The organism is Roseateles asaccharophilus, from assembly GCF_031458115.1.
Taxonomy (GTDB): Bacteria; Pseudomonadota; Gammaproteobacteria; order Burkholderiales; family Burkholderiaceae_C; genus Pelomonas; species Pelomonas asaccharophilus_A.
This window is the reverse complement of record NZ_JAVDXV010000009.1, coordinates 17,546-30,993: the sequence shown is the minus strand read 5'-3', so window position 1 is coordinate 30,993 and position 13,448 is coordinate 17,546. Positions and strand designations below refer to the sequence as shown.

Here is a 13,448-nt window from a genome sequence, read left to right as displayed (position 1 = left end):
AGCGCTGAGGCTCAGCCGCCGCGCGAGCGCTTCATCACCACCAGCGCGAAGGCGGCGGCGGCGATGGCCATCCAGCCCACGAACTGCAGCGACACCAGTTCCGCCAGCGTGCTGCCCAGATCCTGGGCCGCCCAGGCCCACAGGCTGTGGCCGTCCGTCATCAGCGCATTCTTCAGCGAATCGGGGCTGTGCAGCAGCGTCTGGCCGATGCGGTCATCCAGTGCCTCCAGCGCCTTCAGCGGCCAGTCGATGGCGTAGACCTTGTGCAGCACACCCACCGTGACGCCCGTGCCCACCAGCACCAGCGGCACACCCAGGCGCTTCAGCCACGCTGACGAAGCCATCAGCACGAAGATCAGCGGCGCCAGCCACAGCAGCAGCGGCACGGTGCCCACCAGACCGCGCACCAGCAGCGGCAGCGCGGCGGCCACGACCTCGGCCCAGTCCACCGACAGCGGCAGTGCCATGCCGCCCTTGGCAGCCAGCACGCTCATCGCGATGGGGATGCCGAACGCGGCGCCCACCAGCGCGCCGCCCAGCGGTGCCAGCCAGCCATGGGCCAGCACCGTGGCCGCCACGCTCTCGCTGGGCCGCCCGGGCAGCGACAGCCAGAACTCGATGGAGCGGTCCTGCGTGTCACGCCGCGCCAGGCCGGGCAGCTGGAACAGCGCCACCAGCAGGCAGATGGCGTAGACCACGCCGGTGCTGATCAGCACCATCCCCAACGAGATCAATCCAAGCGGGACTTTCTCCGTCGGCATGCCGTGGATCTGACCGAACGGCAGCAGCGCGAGAAACAGCAGCGGCGGTGCGAATGCGGCAATCAGCCAGCCGCGCTTGTGCTGCATCCACTCGCGCAGCAACAGGGTGGGAATGTGGTTGTTCATGGCGTCGTCTCCTTGTTGTCAGGCTTGCTTGCTGTTCAGCGCCGGGTTGCGGGTCAGCGCCATGAAGAGGTCGACGAGGCTGGGGCGCACGCGCTGGCCCAGGCTGGTGATGTGCTCGGGCGGCGCGCCGTCGAACAGCGACGTCGTGCGGCCCTGCTCGCGGTAGCGCAGCAGCGGGTGGGCGGCGGCCATCGCGTCGGCGGCGGCCGGGTCGTGGTTCAGCGCGACGAAGCGGCGGTCGATGTCCTCCAGGCTGATGGACAGCGCCACGCGGCCCTCGTCCAGCATGATCACGTCGCTCAACAGCGCCTCCACCTCCTCCACCTGGTGCGTCGAGATCAGCACGCTGCGCTCGCCATCGCACCACTCGTCGATCAGCATCTCGTAGAAGCTCTTGCGCGACACGACATCCAGGCCCAGCGTCGGCTCGTCCAGGATCATCAGCTTGGCGTCGATGGCGGCGATCAGTGCCAGGTGGGTCTGCGCCACCATGCCCTTGGACAGGCTCTTCACCTTGTCGGTCTCGCTGACGCTGGTGCGCTTGAGCAGCGTGCGCGCCCGCTCGGCGGAAAACTTGGGCTGCAGCTTGGTCATCAGCGTGATCAGCTCGTGCACGCGGGCCCAGCGCGGCAGCACGGCCACGTCGGGGATGTAGCTCAGCTGCTCCAGCAGCTTCTGGCGGTCGGCGATGGGCTTGAGGCCCAGCACCGTCAGCTCGCCCTGCACCGGCAGCAGGCCCACCATCGCCTTCATCAGCGAGGTCTTGCCGGCGCCGTTGTGGCCCAGCAGGCCCACCACGCGGCCCTTGGGGATGGCCAGCGAGACGTCGTTCAGCGCGGTCTTCTTGCCATAGCTCAGCGACAGGTTCTTGGCTTCGATGAGGTTCATGTCGACTCCCAGTTCAGATCCTTGGCGGTCAGTCCCAGGCGCTTGAGCTTGGCGCGCAGCGAGGGCCAGTCCTTTTGTAGAAATTGTTCGCGCTCGTGGCGCAGCAGCCGCTCCCGGGCACCGGCCATCACGAACATGCCCAGGCCACGCCGGCTCTCGATGAGGCCGTGATCGGACAGCGCCTGCAGCGCCCGCGTGACCGTCAGCGGATTGATGACGTACTGGCTGGCGAGCTGGCGCACCGAGGGCAGGGCCTCGCCTTCCGGGGGGCTGCCGTCTAGCAGCTGCACGGCCAGGCGGTCGGCCAGCTGCTGGTAGATCGGCGCCTGGTCTGTCCAGGTGGGAGTCATGGGAGCTCCGGGGTGTGTTGCTGATGTAGCACACCATATCTCCTGCCCTGGGGCCGACCTAGCGGGTGACGACAGTCTGCAGATTCGGGGGGATGAGCTGCACGTCACTTTTTTGGTGCGCCGCAGCATGCCGAATGCCGGTTCCCGGTGCATGACCGCCGGAATCCGGCCTCCAGGGCATGGCACAGGGTTTGCGATAGATCTGTCAGGACACAGGCGTCCGCACGTTCGTTTTCATCGCAGCTGGCGAAGAGCGGAACGTGCGGTCGCCTTTTTCTTTTTGCGCCCGGCCTCTGCCAGGGCGCGGGAGTGAAGGATGACGGCCCCTGCCTGCAAGACTGTGAACACCGCCTGTCCCTACTGCGGGGTGGGCTGCGGCATGTCGCTGGAGGTGCAGGGCCGGCGCGTCATCAAGGTCACGGGCCTCAAGAGCCACCCCACCAACTTCGGCCGGCTGTGCACCAAGGGGTCGACCAGCGCGCAGGCGCTGACCGGCACGGGCCGCATGGAAAGCGCCTTCGTGCGCGCCGAGCGCCAGCGTGAGCCGGTACGCGTGGAAATGGACGCGGCCATCAAGCAGACCGCGCAGCGCCTCAGCGCCGTCATCGCCACGCATGGCCCCGACGCGGTGTCCTTCTACATCTCCGGCCAGCTGTCCATCGAGGCGCAGTACCTGGCCAACAAGCTGTGCAAGGGCTTCATCGGCACCAACCAGATCGAGTCCAACTCGCGGCTGTGCATGTCCAGCGCGAGCAGTGGCTACAAGCTGTCGCTCGGCTCTGACGGCCCGCCGGGCAGCTATCAGGACTTCGACCAGGCTGACGTGTTCTTCGTCACCGGCGCCAACATGGCGGACTGCCATCCCATCCTGTTCCTGCGCATGATGGACCGCGTGAAGGCGGGCGCGAAGCTCATCGTCGTGGACCCGCGCCGCACCACGACGGCCGAGAAGGCCGACCTGTTCCTGCAGATCAAGCCCGGCACCGACGTCGCGCTGCTGAACGGCCTGCTGCATCTGCTGCACGCCGGCGGCCACACCGACGCCGACTTCATCGCCCGGTACACCGAGGGCTGGGATGCGATGCCCGCCTTCCTGGCCGACTACACGGCCGAGCGCGTCAGCGCCATCACCGGCATCCCGGAGGCCGACCTGCGCCGCACCGCGCAGCTGCTGGGCGATGCGAAGGCGCTGATGAGCTGCTGGACCATGGGCATCAACCAGAGCAGTCACGGCACCTGGAGCACCAACGCGCTGTGCAACCTGCACCTGGCGCTGGGCGCCATCTGCAAGCCGGGCAGCGGCCCGTTCTCGCTGACCGGTCAGCCCAACGCGATGGGCGGCCGCGAGATGGGCTACATGGGCCCCGGTCTGCCCGGCCAGCGCACCGTGCTGGAGGCCGAGGACCGCGCCTTCGTCGAACAGGCATGGGGCCTGCCGGCCGGCACGCTGCACACGCGCGATGGCGGCGGCACGGTGGCCCAGTTCGAGCGCATCGCCGCCGGCGACATCAAGGCCTGCTGGATCATCTGCACCAACCCCGTGGCCACCGTCGGCAACCGCAGCAACGTGGTCGACGCGCTGAAGAAGGCCGAGCTGGTCATCACGCAGGACGCCTTCCTCGATACCGAAACCAACCGCTACGCCGACATCCTGCTGCCCGGCGCGCTGTGGGCCGAAGCCGAGGGCGTGATGGTGAACTCCGAGCGCAACCTGACGCTGATGCAGAAGGCCGTCGAGCCGCCCGGCCAGGCGCTGCCCGACTGGCAGATCATTGCGCGCGTCGCGTGCGAGATGGGCTTTGCCCATGCCTTCAGCTACGCCAGCGCGGCCGAGGTGTTCGAGGAGATCAAGCGCTTCTGGAACCCCAAGACCGGCTACGACCTGCGCGGCGCCAGTCACGCCCGCCTGCGCGAGACGCCGCTGCAATGGCCCTGCCCGCCGGACGACGCCGCCGACCGCCACCCTATCCGCTACCTGAACGATGGTGTCAGCCAACTGTTGAAGCTGGATGGCGACGGCGGCCGTCCGCGGCTGGCCTTCGCGACGCCCAGCGGCAGGGCGCGTTTCTTCGCCCGGCCTTACGCCGACCCGGCCGAGATGCCCGACGGCGACTTCCCCTTCGTGCTGAACACAGGCCGCCTGCAGCACCAGTGGCACACGATGACCAAGACCGGCAAGATCCCCACGCTGGTCAAGCTCAACCCCGGCCCCTTCGTCGAGATCCACCCGGAAGACGCGGCGGCGCTGGGCGTGAAGGACAAGGACCGCGTCGAGGTCCGCTCGCGCCGCGGCCGCGCCGTGCTGCCGGCCGTCGTCACCACGCGCGTGCAGCCGGGCGGTTGCTTCGCGCCCATGCATTGGAACGACGAGTTCGGCGAAGACCTTGCCATCAACGCCGTCACCAACGACGCCATCGACCCCATCTCGCTGACGCCCGAGCTGAAGTTCTGCGCCGTCGCGCTGTGCCGCGTGGACACGCCGGTCGCAGCGCCGGCCGCAGAGCCCGCCGGCGCCCGGGAGCACCATCTCATGCAAACCACCGCCTTCGCCCGCCTGCTGGGCCTGGACACGACCCCGCCGCCCGCGCTGGAGCCGCTGGAGCAGCGCTACCTGCAAGGCTTCATCACCGGCCTGCAAGCCGACGGCGCCAGCGAGGCCGGCGTGCCCACGCTGCCCGCCAGCGCACCGCTGGAGCCGGCCAAGCGCGCGCTGATCGACGGCATGCTGGCCGGCCTGTTCTCGCGCTGCGCCCTGCCGCTCGCGGCCGCCGTGCCCGCGGTGGCACGTCCCGTCGTCAACCTGCTGTGGGCCTCGCAGACCGGCACCGCCGAAGGCTTTGCCGCGCGCTGCGCCGAGCAGTTGCGCAAGGAAGGCTTCGAGGTCGTCTGCGCCGCGATGGACGCCTGGCGGCTGGAGGACCTCGCGCCCGATGCCCGCATGCTGTTCATCACCAGCACCTTCGGCGACGGTGACCCGCCCGACAACGCCGCCGGCTTCTGGCATGCGCTGCAGGGCGAGGCCGCCGCGCGGCTGAAGGACGCGTCCTTCTCCGTGCTGGCCTTCGGCGATTCCAGCTACGACCAGTTCTGCGGTTTCGGCCGCAAGCTGGACGAGCGCCTGGCCGCCCTCGGCGCCGGCCGCCTGGCGCCGCGCGTGGACTGCGAGCCCGACTACCAGGACACCGCCCAGGCCTGGCTGCGCTCCGTCTCGCTGGCGCTGGCCGCCACCACCGCGGCCGCAACGGTCGCCCAGCCCGCGCTGGCGCTGGCCGCCGGCGACGACGCGCCCGTGCTGGATGCCCAGCCCGCGCCGGCCGCCGTCAGCAAGCAGAACCCGCTGCGCGCCCGCCTGCTCGCCAACCGCGTGCTGAACGCACCGGGGGCGGCGAAGGAGACGCGCCAGATCGTCTTCGACCTGAAGGGCACGGGCCTGAGCTACGAGGCCGGCGATGCGCTGGGCGTGTGGCCCACCAACTGCCCCGGACTGGTGGGCGACATGCTGGCGGCGCTGAAGCTGCCGGCGAGCGCGCCCGTGGCGGTGAAGGGCGTGGGCGACATGGCCATCTCCGAGGCGCTGCTGCGCCATCACGACATCGCCAAGGTCACGCCCGACGTGCTGCACTTCGTGCGCGAACGCTCCGGCAGCGCGGCCTTGGCCGAACTGCTGATGCCCGAGCGCGCCGCCGACCTCAAGCAATGGCTGTGGGGCCGCCAGATCGTGGACCTGCTGCAGGAGTTCCCCATCCAGGCCACCGCGCAGGAATGGCTGGCGGTGCTGAAGCGCCTGCAGCCGCGGCTGTACTCCATCGCGTCCAGCCCGCGCACCCATGTCGGCGAGGTGCACCTGACCGTGTCCACCGTGCGCTACGACCACCAGGGCAAGCCGCGCCGCGGCGTGTGCTCCACCTTCCTGGCCGACCGCGCCGCCACGCAGGGCGTGGCCATCTTCGTGCAGAAGAGCGCCCACTTCCGCCCGCCGCAGGGGCGCGACGTGCCCATGATCATGGTGGGCCCCGGCACCGGCGTGGCGCCCTTCCGCGGCTTTCTGCACGAGCGCCGCGCGCGCGGCGACACCGGCCGCAACTGGCTGTTCTTCGGCGAGCAGCACGCCGCGACGGACTTCTACTACCGCGACGAGCTGCTGGCCCTGCAGGCCGAGGGCCTGCTCAGCGAACTGAGCCTGGCCTTCTCGCGCGACCAGGCCGACAAGGTCTATGTGCAGGACCGCATGCGCGAGCAGGGCGCCCGGCTTTGGGCCTGGCTGCAGGACGGCGCGCACTTCTACGTCTGCGGCGACGCCACCCGCATGGCCAAGGATGTGGACCAGGCGCTGCGCGACGTCGTGCAGCAGCACGGCGGGATGAGCGCCGACGCGGCCCAGGCCTATGTGCAGCGCCTGGCCGCCGACAAGCGCTACGTCAGGGACGTCTACTAGCCTGGAAACGGCAGTTGGCCGCTTGCCATGCATCGAAAGTCTGGTGCCTTCAACACCTTGGCGGTGGCGCGAGGATCACCACTTCGGTGAGCAGCGCTGCACGCCCGCTGGCCTGGCGCTTCGGGCCGCTGGCGGCGTTACTCCTCCTGGCGGGCAATAGCCCGCTGCGTCGTCGCGCCTTGCCAGCGCCCCGCTTCACCAGGCCCTCGGGCTTGCCCCACTGCCGTTTCCAGGCACGCCCGCCGCCTGCGCCGCCAGCGTGCCCAGCTCGCCGTACAGCGGCAGCACGTTGGTGCCCAGCGCCGGATGCACGCGGTTGGACAGCAGCACGAAGAAGCTGCGGCTGCCCGGGTCCAGCCAGAACGCACAGCCGGTGAAGCCGGTGTGGCCAAAGCTGGTGAGCGGGTACAGGGTGCCGCGCGGGCGGGCGTAGGGCGAGGCCATGTCCCAGCCCAGGCTGCGCGTCTCGGCCAGCGCGGGCGGCGACTGTGCGGTGGTCAGCAGCGCGACGCTGTCGGCCGACAGCAGGCGCCGGCCGTCCTCCGCGACGCCGCCGGACAGCAGCATGCGCGCGAAGCGGGCCAGGTCGGCCGTCGTCGTGAACAGGCCCGCATGGCCGGCCACGCCGCCCATCTTGCGCGCGGTCGGGTCGTGCACCTCGCCGCGCAGCAGCGTGCCGTCCTTCAGCCGCTCGGTGGGCGCGATGCGGGTGGCGTCCATGCGGCGCAGCGGCAGGTAGCCGCTGTCACGCATGCCCAGCGGCCTGAACAGCGCGTCTTCGGCGAAGCGATCCAGCGTCAGGCCGCTGACCTGCTCGACGATGCGGCCGAGCAGGATGAAGTTCACGTCCGAGTAGCGGAACAGCGTGCCCGGCGGGGCGGTCAGCGGCAGGCCGCAGGCGATGCGCTGCGCGTCCAGCGAGCCGGCCCAGTCGCCCGCGCCCGCGCCCGCGCCCACTCCTGCTGGTTTCGCCGGCAGGCCCGCGGGCAGGCCGGAGCTGTGCGTCAGCAGCTGGCGCAGCGTGATGCCGGCCTTGTCGTCGCCGCCGCAGCCGGGCAGGTAGCGCTGCAGCGGCGCCTCGATGTCCAGCCGGCCCTGCTCGCGCAGCAGCTGCACCAGCGTGGCGGTGACGACCGGCTTGGTCAGCGACGCGGCATCGAACACGGTGGCCTCGTCCAGCGGTTCGGGCGCCGGGTCCACGGCGCGTTGGCCGTAGGCGCGGTGGTGGCTGCCGTGGCCCAGCCGCTCCATCCACAGCGCGGCGCCGGGTATCTGGCGCGCGGCGATGACTCGCTCGACGGCCGCATCGGCCTGAGCCAGCGGCTCGGGCGGCAGCGTGGGACGATGGGCGCAGCCGGCCAGCAGCGCTGCGGCGGCCAGGCCGGCCAACAGAGGCGTTTTCATGGGGAGATTCTGGGAGATGTCCGACACACGAAGCCATGAAATGCTGCGAGGCTCGTATGCCATGACCTCACCTCCCGCTTCCCGCGATGCGCCGCTGTTCGTCGTCTTCAACCGCGCGTCCGGTCGCGGCAACCGCGACGAGCTGGGGCCGGCCGTCGAGGCCGCCTGTGCAGCGGCCGGCCGGCGCTGCGAGCTGCTGCCGGTGACGCGGCCGGGCCAGCTGCCCGAGACGGCGCGTGAGGCGGTGCGGCGCGCGCGCGAGGTCGACGGCATCGTCGTCGCGGCCGGTGGCGACGGCACGATCAACGGCGTCGCCCAGGCGGTACTGGGCAGCGGCTGCCGCTTTGGCGTGCTGCCGCGCGGCACCTTCAACTACTTTGCGCGCACGCACGGCATTCCGGCAGAGCTGGACGCCGCGCTGCAGGTGCTGCTGACGCAGGAAGCGATGCCCGTGCACGTGGGCCGCGTCAATGGCCGCGCGTTCCTCGTCAATGCCAGCCTGGGCCTGTATGCACGTCTGCTGGAGGAGCGCGAAGGCTGGAAGCGCCAGTTCGGGCGCAGCCGGTTCATCGCCTTTCTGGCGGGCGTTCGCACCCTCCTGCGCGGCCACCGCAGCCTGCATCTGGAGGTGGAGCTGCAGGGCCGGAGCTGGCAGGCGCGCACGCCCACGCTGTTCGTCGGCAACAACGCGCTGCAGATGGAGCAGGTGGGATTGCCCGAGGCGCAGGCCATCGACGAGGGCTGTCTGGCCGGCGTGACGCTGAAGCCGGTCGGCCGCCTGTCCCTGCTGGCGCTGCTGGCGCGTGGCCTGTTCGGCCGCATGGGTGATGCGGACGAGGTGCGCAGCTTTGCCTTCCAGGCGCTGACGGTGAAGGCGCGGCGCTTCGGCGCGAAGCGCATTAAGGTGGCCACCGACGGCGAGGTGCTGAAGATGGCATTGCCGCTGCGCTTCGAGGTGGCTGCGCAGCCGCTGCTGCTGATCCGGCCACCCGGCCTGGCACCAGAGCGCCGCGAGGTGCGGTCGTGACCGTCGCGCTGCAGGTCTCGGACACGCACTTCGGCACCGAGCGGCCGGTGGCGATGGCCGCACTGCGGCAGCTGTGCGCCGAGCTGCGTCCCGACCTGCTGCTGGTTACGGGCGACATCACGCAGCGCGCACGCGCCCACGAGTTCGACAGTGCACGTGCGTTCTTCGACGGGCTGCAGGTGCCTGCGCGCCTCATCGTGCCGGGCAACCACGACATCCCGCTGTTCGATCTGTTCACGCGCGCCGTGCGGCCCTATCGGGGCTTCGAGCGCGTGTTCGGCGCCGCGCTGGAGGGCGAGTTCGAGCGCGACGACCTGCTGGTCATCGCGCTGAACACGACGCGGCGCTGGCGGCATTCCAATGGCGAGGTGTCGGCCGCGCAGGTCGAGCGGGTGGCGGCGCGGCTGGCGCGCGCTTCGCCGGCGCAGCTGAAGCTGGTGGCGGTGCACCAGCCGGTGGCGGCCATCACGCATGAAGACGTCGCCAACCTGCTGCGCGGCCGCCACCACGCGGTGCGGCGCTGGGCGGCGGCCGGTGCCGATGCGGTGGTGGGCGGCCACATCCATCTGCCCTATGTGCTGCCGCTGCGCGAGCGCTGGCCCGAGCTGGCGCGCAACCTCTGGTGCGTGCAGGCCGGCACCGCGGTCAGCCACCGGCTGCGCGGCGGCATCAGCAATTCCGTCAACGTGATCCGTACGCGCCCCGCCGCGGTGCAGCGCTGGGACCTGGACGAAGCAGCGGGCGAGTTCCGCTGCGTGGCGACCACGCCGCTGCATCCAGCACCCCTCGGATGAGGCGTCCGCTGACAAGCGCCGCGGCGGCCGGCCTCTAAGGTGGCAGCACGCATGACTTTGAGGAAATGCCTCATGGACACCACCACGCACCACGACCTGTCCGCGCTGTTCGCCCAGCTGGGCCTGCCCGACGGGGCGGCCGAGGTCCGAGCCTTCATCCGCCAGCACCGGCCGCTGCCGCAGACGCTGAACCTGTCGGAAGCGCCGTTCTGGAACGACAGCCAGCGCGCTTTCCTGCGCGAGGAATGGCATGCCGATGACGGCGACTGGACGCTGCAGATCGACCAGCTCAACGCCTGCCTGCGCGAGCATCCGGCGCCCGAGGAATTGCAGCAGGCCTGAGCGCATGAAGCGCCAGCCGTCATGGGCCGCGCTGCTGGGCCGCCAGGCGCGGCTGTTGAAGCAGGCGGCGCGGCCGCTGCGCGAACGCGCCCAGGCGCCGCCGGGCGAGGGCAGCTGGTTGATGGGCAGCGTGCTGTCGGCGCGCGGACCGCGGCGCTACTGGCTGTTCAGACCGGCGGGCGTGCGCTTCGGCGAGAAGCTGCCGCTGATGGTCATGCTGCATGGCTGCCACCAGGACCCCAAGAGCTTTGCCGCCAGCACGCGCATGAACGCGCTGGCCGCGCGCGAGCGCTTCCTGGTGCTGTACCCGGAGCAGCCGCGGCTGGCCAATGCCCAGGGCTGCTGGAACTGGTTCGACACGCGCTCGGGCCGGGCCGGCGCCGAGGCCGACTGGATCCTGCATGCGGTCGAGCAGGTCAGCGTGTTCTATGCGGCCGACCGCGAGCGCACGGCCGTGGCGGGGCTGTCGGCCGGCGCCAGCATGGCGGCGCTGCTGGCCACGCGGCATCCGCAACGCTTCAAGGCCGTGGCCATGCACTCGGGCGTGCCGCCGGGCGTGGCGCAGTCGGTCGCTTCGGCGGTGGGCGCCATGCAGGGCCGGCGTGTGCCGGTGGACGCTGAGCAGACACAGGACTGGCCACCCCTGCTGGTCATCCACGGCGACGCGGATGGCGTGGTCTCGGCACGCAACGCGGATGCTGCCGCTCAGTTGTGGAGCCGGGCGACGGGGGCGCAGGCCGGCGAGGTGCGCGAGCAGCGCCGCGGAAGCCGCTACCCGATGCGGGTCACGCAGTTCAAGCGTGCCCGCCAGGTCGTGGCGACGCTGGTGCAGGTGGACGGCCTGGGCCACGCCTGGAGCGGCGGCGCGGCGCGCCAGCGCTTCAGCGATGCGGGCGGGCCGGATGCGTCACGCCTGGTGTGGCGCTTCGCCGAGAAGCAGTTCAGCGCACCGCGTTGATCTGCCGGATCAGCGACGCGTGGCTGGGCAGGTCCACGAGCGCCCGGTCGGCGAAGCGCTGGATCTTCGCGAACAGCTTGGTGGCTTCCGCTTCCTGCGTGAAGTCGGCGCGGCCGGCGCTGAGGTCGGTTGCGAAGCCCATGCCGTACAGGATGTACTGGTAGTTGAAGAACGCGAAGGTCTCGGTGTCCAGCACGAAGTCGAATCGGCCGGGCGGGCGCAGCTTCCATTGCTCCAGCAGCTCGGCCAGGCGCTCGGGAATGGTGGCGGGGTTGGCGTTGTCCCGCCAGAAGGGCTCGGGGCGCTGGCTGAGGCAGTAGTGCAGCTTCAGGAAGTTGACGATGTTGTCGAAGCGCGTCGTCATCAGCTCGTTGAAGCGCCGCGCGGGCGCGTCCATCGGGCCACTGTGCGGCAGCATCTCCGCGATCATGCCGACGGCGGCTTCGATGAGCACCAGGCCGGTCGACTCCAGCGGCTCCAGGAAGCCGGCGGACAGGCCCACGGCGACGCAGTTCTTCACCCACTGCTTCTCGCGGTAGCCGGGCGCGAACGGGATGCTGCGCATGGGCAGCTCCTCGTGGCCGGCGCCGCAGTAGGCGCGCAGGATCTCGGCGGCGCGCTCGTCGCTGATGTGCTGGCTGGAGTAGACGCAGCCGATGCCGCGGGAGCCGTTCAGGCCGATCTCCCACAGCCAGCCGGCCTCGTGCGCGGTGGCGATGGTGCAGCTCTCCATCGGCGTGTCGGCGCCATCGAACGGCAGCTTGCACGCCAGCGCGCGGTCGACGAACAGCAGGTCGCGCACCGACTTGAACTCGCTGCCCAGCGCGCCGCCGATCAGCTCGGCGCGGAAGCCCGTGCAGTCGACGTAGAGATCGGCCTGGAAGCGGCCGTGCTCGGCGGTGTCGACGTGGCGGATCGCGCCGCCGGCGTCCAGCTCGACATGGTTCACCGTGCCCTGCACATGCGCCACGCCCAGCTGGCGCGCGCGGTCGGCCAGCAGGCGGGCGAGCTTGGCGGCGTCGAAGTGGTAGGCGTAGTTCAGCGGCGCGGCATAGGGGGCCTCGCCGGCGCGCTTGGGCGCGCGCTGCGCCTCGGCGACGCGCTGCTGCAGCGTCATGGCCTGCGCGAACGGCGGGCGCGTGGCTTCGTCTTGCAGCAGCCAGTAGGGCACCAGGTTGATGTCCTCGGCGTAGAACGGCGCCTCGAACGGATGGAAGAACTGGTGTACGCCACCGCTGTCCGGTGCCTGCGCCCAGTCGACGAAACGGATGCCCTGCTTCAGCGTGGCCGAGGTCTCGCGGATGAATCGGCCCTCGTCGATGCCCAGGAACTGCAGCGTGCTGCGGATGGTGGGGAAGGTGCCTTCGCCGACGCCCACGGTGCTGATGTCGGGCGATTCCAGCACGGTCACTTCGAGGTGAGGGCGTTCGGCCAGGCGCAGCGCCTTGGCCAGGTAGGCGGCCGTCAGCCAGCCGGCCGTGCCGCCACCGACGATGAGGATGCGACGCTTGTTCATGCTCTTACATAGAGGTTCTTCAGCCACTGCTGGCCGGACTGGGCGCCATGGGCCCAGTCTTCGTCCTCTTCGGTGGGCTGGGCAACGTAGCCGGACGGGTTCAGCAGCTTGACGCGGCCGGCACGGAAGGCCGACACGCGGTGGGTGACGAAGGTGAGCCCGTGCTCCAGCGCGGTCGCGGCCAGCAGGCCGTCGCGCGTGTTGGCGTAGGGCAGCTGGGCGCGGCGGCGCACGACGGCGGCATCCACCGGCAGCACGCGGCCTTCGAAGGCCGGCATCACGCGGTTGTCTATCCAGTCGCGCACGACCAGGCCGGCGGCGCGGTCCTTGCGGCCCAGGCGGGCGGCGGCGCTCTCCAGCTCCAGCAGGTTCAGCGCCGAGATGAACAGCTTCTGCCGCGGCAGCGCGGCGGCCCAGGCGGCCAGGCCGGCGTCCGAGTCTGCCGTCTTGGCCTTGCGCAGTTCGAGAACGATGCCGGTGTCGAGCAGGAACATGGCGACGCGCTCAGCCCAGGTTCTCGCGGTGGTCCCAGGCGCCGTCGGTTGCCAGGTCGGCGGCGTCGATGGCGATGGTCTCGGGCATGGCCAGCAGTTCCAGGATGCTCTCGCCCTCGCCGGTCAGGCGCCGGTACTCGCCGATGCTGAGCAGCACATGCGTGGGCTGGCCACGGTCGGTGATCAGCACCGGCTCCTGCAGCGCGGCGCGCTTGGCGACGCTGACGTCGCGGTTGAACTCGCGGCTGGTGAGCAGCTTCATGGCCGCGGATCGTACCTACGTACCTGCTTGTTCGCAAACGCGATGTAGGTACGTAGGCTCGGAAGTGTGAGTTCCAATGGACTTCACAAAC

12 protein-coding genes are annotated in these 13,448 nt (G+C 70.6%); 5 read left to right on the top strand and 7 right to left on the bottom strand.

The genetic code is table 11. From position 1 onward, the window contains the following. Nucleotides 1–11: 11 nt before the first annotated feature. The 3 genes from J2X21_RS21055 to J2X21_RS21045 are packed head-to-tail and all read right to left on the bottom strand — an operon-like array spanning nucleotide 12 to nucleotide 2,125. Nucleotides 12–887, bottom strand: a complete 876-nt coding sequence (locus J2X21_RS21055) for a hypothetical protein (protein WP_310331899.1) — start codon at nucleotides 885–887, stop codon at nucleotides 12–14. Between the two features lie 18 nt (nucleotides 888–905). After that, nucleotides 906–1,775, bottom strand: a complete 870-nt coding sequence (locus J2X21_RS21050; RefSeq protein WP_310331897.1) for an ABC transporter ATP-binding protein — start codon at nucleotides 1,773–1,775, stop codon at nucleotides 906–908. Beyond that, nucleotides 1,772–2,125 (bottom strand): GntR family transcriptional regulator, encoded by a 354-nt coding sequence (locus J2X21_RS21045; protein WP_310331896.1) that lies wholly within the window; start codon nucleotides 2,123–2,125, stop codon nucleotides 1,772–1,774. The genes J2X21_RS21050 and J2X21_RS21045 overlap by 4 nt, the downstream gene beginning before the upstream one ends. Nucleotides 2,126–2,441: 316 nt before the next feature. Between J2X21_RS21045 and J2X21_RS21040 the strand changes: the two genes are divergently transcribed. Beyond that, the gene (locus tag J2X21_RS21040; protein ID WP_310331894.1) at nucleotides 2,442–6,560 is read left to right on the top strand and encodes a sulfite reductase subunit alpha; all 4,119 of its coding nucleotides are present in this window, start codon (nucleotides 2,442–2,444) and stop codon (nucleotides 6,558–6,560) included. Between the two features lie 195 nt (nucleotides 6,561–6,755). Here the strand turns inward: J2X21_RS21040 and J2X21_RS21035 are convergent, their stop codons facing one another. Then, a complete protein-coding gene (locus J2X21_RS21035) occupies nucleotides 6,756–7,964 on the bottom strand; it encodes a serine hydrolase domain-containing protein (RefSeq protein WP_310331892.1) in 1,209 nt (402 codons plus the stop codon). Between the two features lie 61 nt (nucleotides 7,965–8,025). Between J2X21_RS21035 and J2X21_RS21030 the strand changes: the two genes are divergently transcribed. The 4 genes from J2X21_RS21030 to J2X21_RS21015 all read left to right on the top strand — a co-directional run bounded on the left by J2X21_RS21030 (nucleotide 8,026) and on the right by J2X21_RS21015 (nucleotide 11,085). Next, nucleotides 8,026–8,991: a diacylglycerol/lipid kinase family protein gene (locus tag J2X21_RS21030; RefSeq protein WP_310331890.1), complete on the top strand. Its 966-nt coding sequence runs from the start codon at nucleotides 8,026–8,028 to the stop codon at nucleotides 8,989–8,991. Beyond that, nucleotides 8,988–9,785, top strand: a complete 798-nt coding sequence (locus tag J2X21_RS21025; RefSeq protein WP_310331888.1) for a metallophosphoesterase family protein — start codon at nucleotides 8,988–8,990, stop codon at nucleotides 9,783–9,785. Before J2X21_RS21030 ends, J2X21_RS21025 begins: the two co-directional genes overlap by 4 nt. A gap of 72 nt (nucleotides 9,786–9,857) precedes the next feature. Then, the gene (locus J2X21_RS21020; RefSeq protein WP_310331886.1) at nucleotides 9,858–10,127 is read left to right on the top strand and encodes a DUF2789 family protein; all 270 of its coding nucleotides are present in this window, start codon (nucleotides 9,858–9,860) and stop codon (nucleotides 10,125–10,127) included. A gap of 4 nt (nucleotides 10,128–10,131) precedes the next feature. After that, nucleotides 10,132–11,085: an extracellular catalytic domain type 1 short-chain-length polyhydroxyalkanoate depolymerase gene (locus J2X21_RS21015; RefSeq protein ID WP_310331884.1), complete on the top strand. Its 954-nt coding sequence runs from the start codon at nucleotides 10,132–10,134 to the stop codon at nucleotides 11,083–11,085. Here J2X21_RS21015 and J2X21_RS21010 read toward each other — a convergent pair. Genes J2X21_RS21010 through J2X21_RS21000 form a run of 3 tightly spaced genes read right to left on the bottom strand, consistent with a single transcriptional unit; the run spans nucleotide 11,069 to nucleotide 13,357 of the window. Further along, complete coding sequence (locus J2X21_RS21010; protein WP_310331882.1) at nucleotides 11,069–12,601, bottom strand: tryptophan halogenase family protein; 1,533 nt, start codon at nucleotides 12,599–12,601, stop codon at nucleotides 11,069–11,071. The genes J2X21_RS21015 and J2X21_RS21010 overlap by 17 nt on opposite strands. Beyond that, nucleotides 12,598–13,095 carry a PIN domain-containing protein gene (locus J2X21_RS21005; RefSeq protein WP_310331880.1) on the bottom strand — a complete coding sequence of 166 codons (498 nt, stop codon included), beginning with the start codon at nucleotides 13,093–13,095 and terminating at the stop codon, nucleotides 12,598–12,600. Before J2X21_RS21005 ends, J2X21_RS21010 begins: the two co-directional genes overlap by 4 nt. 10 nt (nucleotides 13,096–13,105) lie before the next feature. Next, complete coding sequence (locus J2X21_RS21000; protein WP_310331878.1) at nucleotides 13,106–13,357, bottom strand: type II toxin-antitoxin system Phd/YefM family antitoxin; 252 nt, start codon at nucleotides 13,355–13,357, stop codon at nucleotides 13,106–13,108. Nucleotides 13,358–13,448 lie beyond the last annotated feature (91 nt).

Bases quoted from the DNA above. Each gene is read 5' to 3' on its own strand.
- J2X21_RS21010 (WP_310331882.1), bottom strand. From the start codon at position 12,601: ATGAACAAGCGTCGCATCCTCATCGTCGGTGGCGGCACGGCCGGCTGG.
- J2X21_RS21050 (WP_310331897.1), bottom strand. From the start codon at position 1,775: ATGAACCTCATCGAAGCCAAGAACCTGTCGCTGAGCTATGGCAAGAAG.
- J2X21_RS21020 (WP_310331886.1), top strand. From the start codon at position 9,858: ATGGACACCACCACGCACCACGACCTGTCCGCGCTGTTCGCCCAGCTG.
- J2X21_RS21000 (WP_310331878.1), bottom strand. From the start codon at position 13,357: ATGAAGCTGCTCACCAGCCGCGAGTTCAACCGCGACGTCAGCGTCGCC.
- J2X21_RS21015 (WP_310331884.1), top strand. From the start codon at position 10,132: ATGAAGCGCCAGCCGTCATGGGCCGCGCTGCTGGGCCGCCAGGCGCGG.
- J2X21_RS21045 (WP_310331896.1), bottom strand. From the start codon at position 2,125: ATGACTCCCACCTGGACAGACCAGGCGCCGATCTACCAGCAGCTGGCC.
- J2X21_RS21040 (WP_310331894.1), top strand. From the start codon at position 2,442: ATGACGGCCCCTGCCTGCAAGACTGTGAACACCGCCTGTCCCTACTGC.
- J2X21_RS21035 (WP_310331892.1), bottom strand. From the start codon at position 7,964: ATGAAAACGCCTCTGTTGGCCGGCCTGGCCGCCGCAGCGCTGCTGGCC.
- J2X21_RS21055 (WP_310331899.1), bottom strand. From the start codon at position 887: ATGAACAACCACATTCCCACCCTGTTGCTGCGCGAGTGGATGCAGCAC.
- J2X21_RS21005 (WP_310331880.1), bottom strand. From the start codon at position 13,095: ATGTTCCTGCTCGACACCGGCATCGTTCTCGAACTGCGCAAGGCCAAG.
- J2X21_RS21030 (WP_310331890.1), top strand. From the start codon at position 8,026: ATGACCTCACCTCCCGCTTCCCGCGATGCGCCGCTGTTCGTCGTCTTC.